This is a genomic window from Paraburkholderia elongata (assembly GCF_013177735.1).
GTDB lineage: Bacteria > Pseudomonadota > Gammaproteobacteria > Burkholderiales > Burkholderiaceae > Paraburkholderia > Paraburkholderia elongata.
In genome coordinates this window covers 35,628-50,164 of record NZ_WOEZ01000010.1, presented here as the reverse complement: position 1 = coordinate 50,164, position 14,537 = coordinate 35,628, and the positions used below count along the sequence as shown (strand labels likewise).

The window sequence follows — 14,537 nt, the reverse complement described above, 5'->3', positions numbered from 1 at the left end:
GCGAAGCCTAAATCAATGCCGGAAGTGACGCACGCCGGTCACCACCATCGCGATGTTGTGCTCGTCAGCTGCGGCGATCACTTCGTCGTCGCGCATCGAGCCGCCCGGTTGAATCACGCAGGTCGCGCCTGCCGCGACCACCACATCCAAACCGTCGCGGAACGGGAAGAACGCATCCGACGCCACGGCCGAACCGTTCAGCGTCAAACCGGCGTTCTGCGCCTTGATGCTCGCAATACGCGCCGAGTCCACGCGGCTCATCTGGCCCGCGCCGACGCCGAGCGTCATGCCGTTGCCGCAGAACACGATCGCGTTCGACTTCACGTACTTCGCGACGCGCCACGCGAACAGCAGATCGTCCATTTCCTTCGGCGTCGGGTGACGCTTCGTGACCACGCGCAACTCTCGCGGCTGCACGTTCTTCGAATCGAGCGATTGCACCAGCAGGCCGCCGCCGACGCGCTTCAGATCGAACGCGTTATGGCCTTCACCCAGCGCGATTTCCAGCAGACGCACGTTCTGCTTGGCCGCGAACACCTGGCGAGCCGCCGCGCTGAACGACGGGGCGATCAGCACTTCGACGAACTGCTTGGCCACCGCTTGCGCCGCCGTTTCGTCGACTTCACGGTTGAACGCGATGATGCCGCCGAACGCCGAGGTCGGATCGGTCTGGAACGCCTTCGCATACGCTTCGTTCGCATCCGCGCCCACTGCCACGCCGCACGGATTCGCGTGCTTGACGATCACGCAAGCCGGCACGTCGAAGGTCTTCACGCATTCCCACGCTGCATCGGAATCGGCGATGTTGTTGTACGACAGTTCCTTGCCTTGCAACTGGTTGTAGTTCGCCAGCGCGCCGGCCGGCACGGAGAGGTCGCGGTAGAACGCAGCGCTCTGATGCGGGTTTTCGCCGTAGCGCAGGTCCTGCACCTTGTTGAACGCCAGGTTGAACGTAGCCGGGTAAGCGTTGCGCGACGAATGTTGCAATTCGTCGGTCAGGCTCGTCAGGTAGTTCGTGATCGCGCCGTCATATTGCGCGGTGTGCGCGAACACCTTGGTGGCCAGACGGAAGTTCGTCTTGTAGGCGACCGTGTTGTTGTTCGCACGCATTTCGTCGAGCACGACCGCGTAGTCCGCCGGATCGACCACCACCGTCACGTCGCGATGATTCTTCGCGGCCGAGCGCAGCATGGTCGGGCCGCCGATGTCGATGTTCTCGATCGCGTCTTCCAGCGAGCACGTTTCTTTCGACACGGTCTGCACGAACGGATACAGATTCACGACCAGCAGGTCGATCGTCGGGATGTCGTGCTTTTCAAGCGCTGCCATGTGTTCCGGCAGATCGCGGCGCGCAAGAATGCCGCCGTGCACCTTCGGATGCAGCGTTTTCACACGCCCGTCCAGCATTTCCGGGAAGCCCGTGTAGTCGGCGACTTCGGTGACGGAGAGGCCCGCGTCCGCGAGCAGTTTCGCGGTGCCGCCGGTCGACAGGATCTTGACGCCGAGGTCCGACAGCGACTTGGCGAAGTCGACGATGCCGGACTTGTCGGAAACGGAGATGAGCGCTTGCTTGATCATGATGAAGACGAAAAGCCGAGGGGAAGCGTGGCAGGGCGCCGAAAAACTACAACAAACCGTGCTGTTGCAGTTTCTTGCGCAACGTATTGCGGTTGATGCCGAGATACTCGGCGGCCAGCGACTGATTGCCGCCGGCCTGCTCGAGCACCACTTCGAGCAAGGGTTTTTCCACGCATGAAATAACCATGTCGTAGACGTCATGCGGATTGGAGCCGTCGAGATCCTGGAAATACATCCCCAGGCTGTCGCGGACAGATTGTTCGATATTGTTCTTGCTCATGCTGCTAGTCGGTCGGTATGGTCCGGCTCGCCGTCGTTCTCGTTGAGCGTCTCGTCGACGTAGACGAGGCGGTCGGAAATCGCCTTTTGGGCGTCGAAGAATTCGTTGACGGCGAGGAGTTGTTCGCGCGTGGTGTCCAGCGTATTCATACGGTGCCGGAACACGTTGGCGCCAGAAAGGCCGCGAGTGTACCAGCCGATATGCTTACGCGCTGTGCGCACACCCGTAAATTCGCCGTAGAACGCGTAGTGATCTTCGAGATGCTCGTTCATGACCTGCTGGATTTCGTCGATGCGCGGCGGCGGCAGCAACTCACCCGTTTGCAGGAAATGCTCGATCTCGCGGAACAGCCACGGACGCCCCTGCGCGGCGCGGCCGATCATGATGGCGTCGGCGCCGGTGGCGGCGAGCACCTCGCGGGCTTTTTGCGGCGACGTAATGTCACCATTGGCGACCACCGGAATGCGCACCGCCGCTTTGACGGCAGCGATGGTCTCGTATTCGGCGTCGCCGTGATACAGGTCGGCGCGCGTACGGCCATGCACTGTCAGCATGGAAATGCCGGCGGCTTCAGCCAGATGCGCGACGGAGAGCGCGTTCTTGTTGTCGCGGTCCCAGCCGGTGCGGATCTTCAGCGTGACGGGCACCGCGTCAGGGCCGATGCCCACCGCGCCCACCACCGCCTCGACGATGCGCTGCACCAGCGGTTCGTTCTGCAGCAAGGCAGAACCCGCGGCCACGTTGCACACCTTCTTGGCCGGGCAGCCCATGTTGATGTCGATGATCTGCGCGCCGTTCGCCACGTTGTAGCGCGCGGCCTCGGCCATCATGGCCGGATCGGCGCCGGCGATCTGCACGGCGATCGGCTCGACCTCGCCCGCGTGGTTGGCACGGCGCATGGTCTTTTCGCTTTTCCACAACTGCGCATTCGAGGCGACCATTTCCGACACCGCATAGCCCGCGCCCAGCCGTTTGCACAATTGCCGGAACGGCCGGTCGGTCACGCCGGCCATGGGGGCGACGAACAGGTTATTACGCAGATTGTGGGAGCCGAGAGTAGGCATGACTTGGACGCGCCTGCGGCCGATCGTTTCAGTTTCTTTTCAGATTCTGTCAATCGGACCATTCGCGAAATGCGAGGGAGAACCACCATTTTAGCGTTAACGGGTAGCCGACACCCGACTTGCGTCTGTCGTAACTCATTAAATCTTCTATGAAAGTGGTCCGGTTCATAGAACCGGCACGGCTCGCGCGGCTCCGCTTATGCGCCTAACTATGGTGCCTAAAAAGGCTGCAGCGGCTGTGGGGCGCGAGCGGGCGGTGCGTTCAGCGGCGTTGACCGAACATCATTTGCCGCGCCAGCGCGGTTTTCACCGGCGGCGCGAATTCGAGCGCGGTGAGGGCGAGGCCGCGCAAGGCGGCGAGCGGCGGGAAGTCGACGGTGAAAAGGCGTGCGAGCGTGTCGGTCGCGCCGATCGTCAGGCGGCGGTCGAGCGCACGGCGTTGCGCGAACGTAGCCAGAGCGAGCGGGGTGGGGCCTTCCGCCGACAAGGCATCGGCGAGTGCATGCGCGTCGCGCAGACCGAGATTCAGACCTTGGCCCGCCACCGGATGCAGCGTCTGCGCCGCATTACCGATGGCGACAACATGACCCTTCACGAGCGTATCGACCGCGTTCAGTCCCAGCGGGAACGACGCGCGCCCCTTTATTTGCGTAAAGCGGCCCATGCGGTTGCCGAATGCGGCGTCGAGTTCGCGCAGGAATTCGTCGTCCGGGAGCTGCGCGCGTCGCGCGGCTTCGTCGGGTGCGCAGCACCAGACCAGTGCGTAATTCGCGCCGCGCACGCCGCCCATCGGCAGCAGCGCGATGGGCCCCTGCGACGTGAAGCGCTCCCACGCCACATGCGGTTGCGGCGCCGACACGCTGACCGTGCCGACCAGCGCGGTTTGCCCGTAATCGCGCGTACCGCCGCCAGCGCTTCTACCCGCGCTCCCGGCGGTTTTCTGGTCGCCGAACAGGCCGCCTTCAGCATTGACCAGAATCCGCGTGCGCAGATTGCGTGTGACACCCGCGGTTTCGATCGGCAGCGTGACGCCGTCGAGTTCCTGAGTCGGCGCCGCGGCGGAGGTGGAACGGAACCAGTGTACGGACGTCGCATGAACCGCCTCGGCGAGACCATGCACGATCGCGCCATAACGCAGCACGTAGCCGAGCGCCGGCAAGCCGTGCTCGCTGTGGTCGATCAGCGTGCGGCCGAAGTGGCCGCGTTGCGACACGTGGATGCGCTGGATCGCGGTGGCGTCGGCGGGCCAGCGCAGCGGTTCGAGGATCATCCGGCTGCCGTGCGACACGGCGATCGCGCGCGGATCGGCAATCGAATCTTCCGGCTCGCGCGCGTCGATCAGCGCGATCTTCAGCGCCTGCGTCGCGCTGCGGCGCGCCAGCCAGCCGGCAAGCGCCAGCCCGACCGGCCCGGCGCCGACGATCGTCACGTCGAAATCGAAGGGATGGTCGGACGCGGCGGGTTTCAGAATTACCGTCGACTGGGAAACGTCGTTCATTGCGGTTTGCTTCCTTCGCTCACTACCGGAATTACTGCCTGGCTCATTGCTTGACTTACTGCTTTGCTGGCTGGGCCGCGCGGGCTTCCTGCATCAGTGCTTCGATTTCGTCGGCGGCCACCGGGACGTCGCGTGTCATCAGCTCGCAACCGGCCGGCGTGACGATCGCGTCGTCTTCGATGCGGATGCCGATGTTCCAGTAGCGCTCGGGCACGCCTTCAGTCGGACGGATATATAGGCCGGGCTCAATGGTCAGCGCCATCCCTGCCTGCAGCGTGCGCCACGGCAGCGCGCCCGCTTCGTCGCGCGGCGCGCCGCGTTCGCGGTAGTCGCCGACATCGTGCACGTCCATGCCGATCCAGTGGCCGGTACGGTGCATATAGAACGGCGCATAGGCGCGCTCGGCGATCACCTCGTCGACCGAGGCGAACTTCGTGCGGTCGATGATGCCGGTGTCGAGCAGACCTTGCGACAGCACGCGCACGGCGGCCTGGTGCGGATCGTCGAAGGTGGCGCCGGGGCGGGTGGCGTCGACGGCAGCCTGCTGCGCGACCAGCACGATGTCGTATAGCTCGCGTTGCGCGGGCGTGAAGCGGCCGTTCGCCGGGAAGGTGCGGGTGATGTCGGATGCATAGCCGTCGAGTTCGCAGGCGGCGTCGATCAGGATCAGCTCGCCGTCCTGGGCAATCGCGTTACCGGCCGGGTAGTGCAGCACGCAGGCGTTGGCGCCCGCGGCGACGATCGACGTATAAGCCGGCGCCTGCGCGCCGAATTTGCGGAACGTGTAGAGCAGCTCGGCTTCGAGTTCGTACTCGCGCACGCCGGGGTGGCAGGCGGCCATTGCGCGGCGATGGGCTTGCGCCGAAATCTGTCCGGCGCGGCGCATGATGGCGAGTTCGTGGGGATCCTTGATGAGCCGCATGTCGTCGAGCAACGGGATCAGATCACGCGCGACAGTCGGTGCGGCGACGCCGCTGCGGCCTTGCGCACGCACAACGTCGAGCCAGCTGCGCACCTGTTCGTCCAGTTCCGTCGACGTGCCGAGCGCGTAATGCAGCGCCGGCTTGTCAGCGAGAATGTGCGGCAGTTGCGTATCGACTTCGCTCACGGCGAAGGCGGCGTCGAAGCCGAACGCCTCGCGCGCGCCCTCCGGCCCGAAACGGAAACCCTCCCACGTCTCGCGCTCGACATTCTTCTCGCGGCAGAACAGGAACGAAGCCGGCCCGCCTGGCGCGGCGCTTGCATCGAGCACCAGCAATGCCTCGGGTTCGGTGAAACCCGTCAGATAGTAGAAGTAGCTATCGTGCCGGTAGGGGTAGTCGGCGTCCCGGTTGCGCAGCTTTTCCGGCGCGGTGGGGACGATGGCGACGCCCCCGCCCGCTGCGCGCAGCGCGGCGAGTACGCGCTCGCGGCGCGTGCGGTAGACGTCGATGGCGATGGTGGGTTCGGTCGGCTGGTTCATTTCGCGATTGTAGCGCCCAATGCAGCGACTTATTTTGCGCGGATACTAGTGTTCGAGGTGGCTGCGCTTGCCTGGCGCGCGGTGCGGCAATGTTGCTATCCATCCACAGCCAGCATTCATGCGGCTTGCGAAGATGCGGCGCTATGCTCGGGAACAGCGCCGACCACTTATACTTTCGCCGAATTCAAGAAAAGGCAGATGGTCATGATGAAACTCATCGGTTCGCTCGCCAGCCCATTCGTGCGTAAAGCGCGGATCGTTCTGGCCGACAAGAAAATCGACTACGAACTCGTGCCCGAGAACGTCTGGGCGCCGGATACCACCATTCACACCTTCAATCCGCTCGGCAAGGTGCCGTGCCTCGTGATGGAGGACGGCGAAGCGGTGTTCGACTCGCGGGTGATCTGCGAATACGTGGATACGCTGTCGCCAGTCGGTAAGCTGATTCCGCCGTCGGGCCGCGAGCGCGTCGAAGTGCGTTGCTGGGAAGCGCTCGCCGACGGCATTCTGGACGCCGCGGTGCTGATTCGCCTCGAAGGCACCCAGCGCACGCTAGAGCAGCGCGTGGACGCGTGGGTCGCGCGGCAGCAACGCAAGATCGACGAAGGCCTGATCGCGATGTCGCAAGGCTTGGGCAACAAGCCGTGGTGCACGGGCAACCACTACACGCTCGCGGACATCGCGGTGGGCTGCGCGCTGGGCTACCTCGATTTCCGCATGCCTGAGTTGAACTGGCGCGAACCGTATCCGAATCTGGATAAGCATTTCCAGAAACTGTCGTTGCGTCAGTCGTTTATTGATACGGTGCCGGCGAATTGAGCAAGGACAATGACCGGCAGAGTTTTTGAACATACTGCCCGCAATTTTCGCAAGATTGCAAAATGATGTTATGAAAGCTTGCAAAATCCTGAATTGAAACTTACGTTCGTGGTAAAAAGCGCCTGCTCGTCAGGCGCTTTTTTTTGCGTGGCGTGTGGCGCAATGGTTTATGCGATTCACATACCGAATTGTCTCCGGTGATTTAGGTGATGCGTAGCCGTTGCGGAATGGACTGGCAGGGGAGCTTGCCGTCCGAAATTAAAAACATCCGCGTAGAGATTTCCGCCATGAAACCGTACCGCTTTGTCATTGCCGCTTCCGCCTGTGCGTTGCTTGCTTCGTGCGCGAGTGTCAGCAGTCTGGATCCGACTGCATTGATCCAGTCCGGCCAGATGGCCACTCAGGCCGCCATGCTGAGCGACGCTGACGTGCGCGCGCTGACCGACAAGTCATGCGCGCAGCTAGACAGCGAAAACCAGATTGCCGCGGCAAACAGCACTTATCAGAAGCGCCTGAACGGGATAGCCGCGCAGTTGGGCGACAACATCGACGGCGTGCCGGTGAATTACAAGGTGTACGTCACCAAGGACGTCAACGCATGGGCGATGGCCAACGGTTGCGTGCGCGTTTATAGCGGTCTGATGGATATCATGAACGACAGCGAAGTGCGCGGTGTGGTCGGTCATGAAATGGGCCACGTGGCGCTGGGACATACCCGAAAGGCAATGCAGCTCGCGTACGCGACTTCGGCGGTGCGCTCGGTGGCGTCGTCGGCGGGTGGCGTGGCGGCGACGTTGTCCGGCTCGCAACTGGGCGATTTTTCCGAGAAGCTGATTAATGCGCAGTTCTCGCAAAGCCAGGAAAGCGCAGCCGACGATTATTCGTTCGACTTGCAGAAAAAGAAGAATCTCGATCCGTCGGGATTGGTGACGGCTTTCAACAAACTCGCACAATTGGATGGCGGCAAGTCGAGTATGTTGAGTTCGCATCCGGCTTCGCCGGCACGCGCACAGCATATTCAGCAGCGGATCGCGTCGAATCAGTAAAGCCTGATTCTTTATAAGCGCGCGCTCACGGTGTTCCGGGGCGCGCGTTTTTCTATTGGGGCGGGTTTTGTGCCGCGATTTGTCACGGCGCTTTCGCGCATAAACGGCATGCGCACAGTCACCTGGTTTGTCGCGAATTATTTTTTGCCGTTTTGCCGCCGCGTTATCCCCGGCCCGAACGCAAACCCGAACGCCAGCAGCAGCAACGAAACAGCCAGCACCGCGTTATTGCCGCTCGTCACATAGGGTGTGCTGCCCGAGGTCCCCTGCACCGACACATCCAGCGAGCCGATCGTGTACGGCGTCAGGCGTCCGATCACCTTGCCGTTGGCGTCGATCGCGGCGGTCATGCCCGTGTTGGTGGCACGCAGCATCGGCCGGCCGGTTTCCAGTGAACGCATACGCGCGATCTGCAAGTGCTGATCCAGTGCGATGGTGTCGCCGAACCAGGCGAGATTGGTCGAGTTGACCAAGACGCCCGCCGGCGTATCGCTCTCGCGGATGCTCCGCGCGATCTCCTCGCCGAAAATATCCTCGTAGCAGATGTCGACGGCGACCGGCTGGTTATGCACGATGAACGGCTTCTGCACGGGCGCGCCGCGCGCGAAATCGCCGAGCGGAATGCTCATCAGATTCACGAACCAGCGGAAGCCCCACGGCACGAATTCGCCGAACGGCACGAGATGGTGTTTGTCGTATCGATACACGTCGCGCTTGCCCGGCGTGACGCCGAACAGACTGTTCGTATAGTCGACCACTTGGCCTTCCGGCGTGATGGTGCCGCCGATCGCGCCGAACACGATCGCGGTGCCTGTTGTATCCGAGAAGTTGCGCACCGCCGACGCGAACTGCGGCGGCAATTGCTGTGCGAGCACCGGAATGGCGGTTTCCGGCGTGACGATCAGGTCAGCCGGCTTCGACGTAATCATCTGCTGATACTGGTCGATCGCGGCGCGCATGCCGGCTTCTTCGAACTTCATTTCCTGTCTGACGTTGCCTTGCAGGAGGCGCACCGTCAGCGGCGCGTTGGCCGGCAGGGTCCATTGCACGAGCGGCAGCAGCAAACCGGCCGCGATCAGCGCAATTGTGATTCCCCCCGGCACCGCGACGCGCGCGATACGACGGTTAGCCCCTTTGCTGGCATTTCCAGCATTGCCGACTGCCGCGGCATCGAGTTGCCCGCGCGAGGCCAGCAGCGGCAACAGCGCCTGCACGATCAACGCGGCCACCAGCGCGAGCATCCAGCCGACGCCGTATACACCCGCGACGGGCGCAAAGCCGGCGAACGGACCGTCCACCTGCGCATAACCGCTCGCAAGCCACGGAAAGCCAGTGAACACAGTGCCGCGCAGCCATTCGCCGATTGCCCACGCGCTCGCAAAAGCCAGCGCGCCGTGCCAGGTCGGCGAGAACGGTTGGTCGGTATCGGACGTGCCATTGCGCGCGTGTCCTGCGCAGAACGACCAGATGCCTGCAGCGAGCGCCGGATACACCGCCAGATACAGCGAGAACAGCACGACCGCCGCGCCCGCGAGCGGGGCCGCCATGCCGCCGTAGTAGTGCATGCTGACGTACAGCCACCACACGCCGGTGACGAAGTTGCCGAAGCCGAAAGCGCCGCCCGTCAGCGCTGCGCTTTTCCAGCCGGTGGTACGCGTCAGCCACGCAAAGAAGAGGCCGAAGATCACCAGTTCGAGCCAGCCGCCGTGCGGCGTCGGTGCGAACGACAGCGTATTGGCCGCACCGGCGGCCAAAGCGACGAGGTAATGCCAACGGGGCAGTGCACGGCCGCGCGCTTCTCGGGCGGCAGGGGCACTCACGCCGCGGCGCGAACGGGATGTAATCGGGTCGGCCATTGTTGCGCGGTCGGCGTGAGGAGTTGAAGAAGCGAAGAAAAGAAGCGGATCAGGTCTGCACGTGCTGTGCTTCGCGCTCACGCTGGCCGGCGAGCGGGTCGCGGCGCACCAGCAGCATGTGAATCTGGCGGGCGTCGCCGCGCAGAATCTCGAAGATCAGATCGTCGATACGGACTTTTTCGCCGCGATGCGGCACCCGTCCGAAACGATGCGTGACGAGGCCGCCGATCGTATCGACTTCGTCGTCCGAGTAATGCGTGCCGAAGGCCTCGTTGAACTGCTCGATTTCCGTGAGCGCGCGCACGCGGAAGCGCCCGTCCGGCGAGGCGATGATGTTGCCGCTTTCCTCGTCGAAATCGTATTCGTCTTCGATATCGCCGACGATCTGTTCCAGTACGTCTTCGATCGTGATCAGGCCGGCCACGCCGCCGTATTCGTCGACCACCACCGCGAGGTGATTGCGATTTACGCGGAAGTCGTGCAGCAGCACGTTCAGCCGCTTCGACTCGGGGATGAAGACGGCGGGGCGCAGCATGCCGCGCACGTCGAATTCGTCTTCAGCGTAGTAGCGCAGCAGGTCTTTCGCGAGCAACACACCGATGATGTTGTCGCGATTGCCCTCGAAGACCGGATAGCGCGAGTGTGCTTTTTCCAGCACGTAGGGGATGAATTCAGCGGGGTTGTCCGCGATGTTGATCGCGTCCATTTGTGCGCGCGGCACCATGATGTCGCGGGCGCTGAGTTCGGACACCTGGAACACGCCCTCGATCATCGATAGTGAGTCGGCGTCGATCAGGTTGCGCTCGTGCGCGTCCTGCAGGATTTCCAGGAGTTCTGCGCGCGAGTCGGGCTCGGGCGAGATGAAGTCGGTCAGACGCTCGAGGAGTGAGCGTTTTTCGTGCGGTTTGTCGGTTTGGCGTCGACTGGGATACGTGTCGTTCATGGTAGTGCGCCCGGCGAGACTGGGCGCGCTGTTGCAGAGCATTAAGGATACACCAGGCACATGGCAGGACCGTGTCCCGCCTGGCTGGGCGATGGGTGATGCTGTGATGAAACCGCCCGGCCGCGTACGGTGGACGTGGGTCCATCCTAACTGATTACGCGGGGAAAAGCGTTTCGGAGCAAAAAAGTACGGATTGCCCTATTCCTGACCGGCCTCGCGGCTTTCCTCACGGCAACGTTCAAGAAGCGCCTCCAGCGCGCGGTCGGGCATGCCGCTTTCGCGCAGCGCATGGACGGTGCGGCTGACGTAGTCGAGCGTGGTGCCGTAGCGGCCGCGCGCGCAGCCGAACACGGTTTTGACGACCTCGTCACGCAGCTTGCCGGTGTAGGTCGGCACATCGCGGCGCATCACGAACGCGAGCGCGTCGACGCGCCGGCCGTCGGCGAGCACGCAGGGCAGCCACGCCGGACGGTACGAACCCATCGGCATTTCACGGCGCCACAACGCTTCCAGATGCGGCATCGCACCCTCGGCGGCGAGGCGGAAGGCGATGCCGGAGCACGAGCCGCCGCGATCGAGCGCGAGCACGAGGCCCGGTTGTTCCGGCGTGCCGCGATTCACGCGCGACCACAGATACAGTCCGCGGTGATAGCCGTGCACTTTCGAACGGGCGGCTTCGACCGTGGGCAGACCGGGATTCCAGATCAGCGAACCATAGCCGAACAGCCACAGATCGCTCTTGCGGTCCCAGTCGCGCAATGTGCATTCGAGCGACGCGCGCAACTCATCGTCCGTCAGCAGCCGCGATTCGCCGAGCGCGGGCGGATAGTCCGGGCAGGGCGTGTTTCGCGTATCGGCTTCAGGGGAGGACGTGCTCACGGTGGCTTTTAGCAGCGGTGACGAAGACTATTGATAGGGATCCGGGAAACCGAGCTTGCCGAGGATTTCAGTCTCGATCGCTTCCATTTCCTCGGCTTCTTCCTCGACCTCGTGGTCGTAGCCTTGCGCATGGAGGGTGCCGTGCACCAACAGGTGCGCGTAGTGCGCGATCAGCGGCTTGCCCTGTTCGGCGGCTTCCTTTTCCACCACCGGGCAGCACAGGATCAGGTCGCCGGTCACCGGATCGTCTTCCGATTCGGCGTACGCGAACGTCAGCACGTTGGTCGAATAGTCTTTGCCGCGATAGGTGCGGTTAAGCGTGCGGCCTTCTTCGGCGTCGACGAAACGCACGGTCAGCTCGCCGTCCGCGAAGAGCGCCGCCTTGATCCAACCGGCTACGGTGGCGCGCGGCAGCAGCGCCTTGTGTTCCGGCCAGGTCTTGGCGGCGGGGAATTGCAGATTCAACGTCAGTTTCGGTGCGCGGCTCATGCAGGGTCGATTTGTTGCTTGGGTTGCTGCGGCATATCCAGTGGAGTTCGAGGCAAATTAGCGAGGCAAATTAACGCCGCAAATTAGCGTGAATCCGCCGGACCGGCGGTTTTCTGCGAATGCGCATCGTACGCCTCCACAATTCGCGCGACCAGCGGATGCCGCACCACGTCCGCGCTCGTGAAGCGCGTGAGTGCAATGCCGCGCACGTCCGCCAGCACCTGCTGCGCTTCGATCAGCCCACTCTTCGCGCCGCGCGGCAAATCGACCTGCGTCGTGTCGCCGGTAACCACGGCCTTCGAGCCGAAGCCGATCCGCGTGAGGAACATTTTCATCTGTTCGGGCGTGGTGTTCTGCGCCTCGTCGAGGATGATGAACGCGTGATTCAGCGTGCGGCCGCGCATGTACGCGAGCGGCGCGATTTCGATCATTTGCCGCTCGAACATCTTGGCGGTCTTGTCGAAGCCGAGCAGGTCGTACAGCGCGTCGTACAGCGGACGCAGATACGGATCGACCTTCTGCGCCAGATCGCCCGGCAGGAACCCGAGGCGTTCGCCCGCTTCGACGGCCGGACGCGTCAGCACGATGCGCTTGACCTGGTCGCGCTCCAGCGCGTCCACCGCGCAAGCCACCGCGAGATACGTCTTGCCCGTCCCCGCCGGGCCGACGCCGAACGTCACGTCGTGCGAAATGATCTGCTTCAGATATTCGCGTTGCATCGGCGTGCGGCCGCGCAGGTCGGCGCGCCGCGTGTACAGCTTCGGGCCGAGTTCTTCGAGGTCGTCATCACCGGTGTCGGCGGGTTGATCGAACGGATGATCCGGGGTGCCAGGGAAACGCACGTCTGCCGCGTCCGCGCCCTGGCCATTGCCGTTCACACGATGGCGCACCGGGTGGCGCACTTCGACGAGCGCGAGCTGGATGTCGTCGACCGACAGCGGCTCGCGCGCATTGTTGTAGAAGTTTTCGAGCGCCGCGAGCGCGAGTTTCGCGCCGCGCCCGCGAATCGTGATGCGGTGGGCACGGCGTTGCAGCGTCACGTCGAGCGCCTGCTCGATCTGCCGCAGATTTTCGTCGAGCGGTCCGCAGAGGTTGGCGAGCCGCGCGTTGTCGTCGCGCGGTGCGGTGAATTCCAGATGCTGCTGAGTGGTCTTCAAGGCGGTGGATCGATCCTGTCGGGTTCGTGACGCCGGGCGGGCGTCGCTCAGTGGGTGGTCGCGGGCGTGTCGTCGTGCACCAGCACGAGCTCGCCACGTAACGAATGTGGGTACGCATGGACGATTTTCACGTCCACCATCTGGCCGATCAACCGCGCGTGCGATACGACCGGCGCCGGGAAATTCACCACGCGGTTGTTTTCGGTGCGGCCCGCGAGTTCGTTCGGGTCCTTGCGCGCCGGGCGCTCGACCAGAATCCGCTCGACCTTGCCGACCATCGAATCGCTGATGCGCTGCACGTTTTCTTCGATCGTAGCCTGCAGATGTTGCAGACGCTTGAGCTTCACTTCACGCGGGGTGTCGTCGTGCAGATTCGCGGCCGGCGTGCCGGGACGCGGGCTGTAGATGAACGAGAAGCTGGTGTCGTACTTCATCTCGTGAATCAACGCCATCATCTTGTCGAAGTCTTCTTCCGTCTCACCGGGGAAGCCGACGATCATGTCGGTCGAGAGCGACAGGTCAGGACGGATCGCGCGCAGCTTGCGGATCACCGACTTGTATTCGAGCACCGTGTAGCCGCGCTTCATTGCCATCAGGATGCGGTCGGAGCCGTGCTGCACCGGCAGGTGGAGATGGCTGACGAGCTTCGGCACCTTGGCGTAGGTGTCGATCAGGCGCTGCGTGAACTCCTTCGGATGCGACGTGGTGTAGCGAATCCGTTCGATGCCCGGAATATCCGCGACGTATTCGATCAGCTGAGCGAAGTCGGCGATTTCGCTCGAGCCGAGCGTGATGCCGGCACGGTAGGCGTTCACGTTCTGGCCGAGCAGCGTGACTTCGCGCACGCCCTGGTCGGCGAGACCGGCGATTTCGGTCAGCACGTCGTCCAGCGGACGCGACACTTCTTCGCCGCGCGTGTACGGTACGACGCAGTAGCTGCAGTACTTGCTGCAGCCTTCCATGATCGACACGAATGCGCTCGCGCCATCGACGCGCGCCGGCGGCAGGTGATCGAACTTTTCGATTTCCGGGAACGAGATGTCGACCTGAGCGCGCCCGCTTTCGCGACGCTTGTCGATCATTTGCGGCAGACGGTGCAGCGTTTGCGGACCGAATACCAGATCGACATACGGTGCGCGCGCCACGATCGACGCGCCTTCCTGGCTCGCCACGCAACCGCCCACGCCGATGATCAGATTCGGGTTCGCTTCTTTCAACTCGCGCACACGGCCGAGTTCGGAGAAGACTTTCTCCTGTGCTTTTTCGCGTACCGAGCAGGTGTTGAAGAGAATGACGTCCGCGTCTTCCGGGGTGTCGGTCTTGACGAGGCCTTCAGCCGCGCCGAGTACGTCGACCATCTTGTCGGAGTCGTACTCGTTCATCTGGCAGCCGTAGGTCTTTACATAAACTTTCTTGGTCATCGATTTTCGCCGGTCGCAGTGGTTAACCTGGGGGCGTCGTTTAAA

13 protein-coding genes are annotated in these 14,537 nt (G+C 63.2%); 2 read left to right on the top strand and 11 right to left on the bottom strand.

Going from position 1 to position 14,537, the window contains the following annotated elements; genetic code table 11:
- Nucleotides 1-12: 12 nt before the first annotated feature.
- From purH to GNZ13_RS02005, 5 genes are all read right to left on the bottom strand, one after another.
- Complete coding sequence (gene purH / locus GNZ13_RS02025) at nucleotides 13-1,578, bottom strand: bifunctional phosphoribosylaminoimidazolecarboxamide formyltransferase/IMP cyclohydrolase (protein ID WP_172160027.1); 1,566 nt, start codon at nucleotides 1,576-1,578, stop codon at nucleotides 13-15.
- Between the two features lie 46 nt (nucleotides 1,579-1,624).
- Nucleotides 1,625-1,858 (bottom strand): Fis family transcriptional regulator, encoded by a 234-nt coding sequence (locus GNZ13_RS02020; RefSeq protein ID WP_007180440.1) that lies wholly within the window; start codon nucleotides 1,856-1,858, stop codon nucleotides 1,625-1,627.
- On the bottom strand, nucleotides 1,855-2,922 hold the full coding sequence (dusB, locus tag GNZ13_RS02015) for a tRNA dihydrouridine synthase DusB (protein WP_172160025.1): 1,068 nt from the start codon (nucleotides 2,920-2,922) through the stop codon (nucleotides 1,855-1,857). Before dusB ends, GNZ13_RS02020 begins: the two co-directional genes overlap by 4 nt.
- 262 nt (nucleotides 2,923-3,184) lie before the next feature.
- Entirely contained in the window at nucleotides 3,185-4,420 is a 1,236-nt protein-coding gene (locus GNZ13_RS02010) for a UbiH/UbiF/VisC/COQ6 family ubiquinone biosynthesis hydroxylase (RefSeq protein ID WP_172160023.1), read from the bottom strand.
- Nucleotides 4,421-4,475: 55 nt separating this feature from the next.
- Complete coding sequence (locus GNZ13_RS02005) at nucleotides 4,476-5,882, bottom strand: aminopeptidase P N-terminal domain-containing protein (protein WP_172160021.1); 1,407 nt, start codon at nucleotides 5,880-5,882, stop codon at nucleotides 4,476-4,478.
- A gap of 204 nt (nucleotides 5,883-6,086) precedes the next feature.
- Between GNZ13_RS02005 and GNZ13_RS02000 the strand changes: the two genes are divergently transcribed.
- Together GNZ13_RS02000 and loiP are read left to right on the top strand one after the other, a co-directional pair.
- Entirely contained in the window at nucleotides 6,087-6,701 is a 615-nt protein-coding gene (locus GNZ13_RS02000; RefSeq protein ID WP_172160019.1) for a glutathione S-transferase family protein, read from the top strand.
- Nucleotides 6,702-6,988: 287 nt separating this feature from the next.
- A complete protein-coding gene (gene loiP / locus GNZ13_RS01995) occupies nucleotides 6,989-7,747 on the top strand; it encodes a metalloprotease LoiP (protein WP_172160017.1) in 759 nt (252 codons plus the stop codon).
- A 137-nt stretch (nucleotides 7,748-7,884) separates the two neighbouring features.
- Here loiP and lnt read toward each other — a convergent pair whose 3' ends face one another.
- The 6 genes from lnt to miaB form a co-directional block, all read right to left on the bottom strand.
- Entirely contained in the window at nucleotides 7,885-9,603 is a 1,719-nt protein-coding gene (gene lnt, locus GNZ13_RS01990) for an apolipoprotein N-acyltransferase (protein WP_172160015.1), read from the bottom strand.
- Nucleotides 9,604-9,652: 49 nt separating this feature from the next.
- Nucleotides 9,653-10,546, bottom strand: a complete 894-nt coding sequence (locus tag GNZ13_RS01985; RefSeq protein ID WP_172160013.1) for an HlyC/CorC family transporter — start codon at nucleotides 10,544-10,546, stop codon at nucleotides 9,653-9,655.
- Nucleotides 10,547-10,744: 198 nt separating this feature from the next.
- Nucleotides 10,745-11,425, bottom strand: a complete 681-nt coding sequence (locus GNZ13_RS01980) for a gamma-glutamylcyclotransferase (RefSeq protein ID WP_172160012.1) — start codon at nucleotides 11,423-11,425, stop codon at nucleotides 10,745-10,747.
- A 27-nt stretch (nucleotides 11,426-11,452) separates the two neighbouring features.
- Nucleotides 11,453-11,914 (bottom strand): rRNA maturation RNase YbeY, encoded by a 462-nt coding sequence (gene ybeY, locus GNZ13_RS01975; RefSeq protein ID WP_054034485.1) that lies wholly within the window; start codon nucleotides 11,912-11,914, stop codon nucleotides 11,453-11,455.
- An 83-nt stretch (nucleotides 11,915-11,997) separates the two neighbouring features.
- Nucleotides 11,998-13,071: a PhoH family protein gene (locus GNZ13_RS01970; protein WP_172160011.1), complete on the bottom strand. Its 1,074-nt coding sequence runs from the start codon at nucleotides 13,069-13,071 to the stop codon at nucleotides 11,998-12,000.
- 47 nt (nucleotides 13,072-13,118) lie between these two features.
- The gene (gene miaB / locus GNZ13_RS01965) at nucleotides 13,119-14,492 is read right to left on the bottom strand and encodes a tRNA (N6-isopentenyl adenosine(37)-C2)-methylthiotransferase MiaB (RefSeq protein ID WP_172159994.1); all 1,374 of its coding nucleotides are present in this window, start codon (nucleotides 14,490-14,492) and stop codon (nucleotides 13,119-13,121) included.
- Nucleotides 14,493-14,537: the final 45 nt, after the last annotated feature.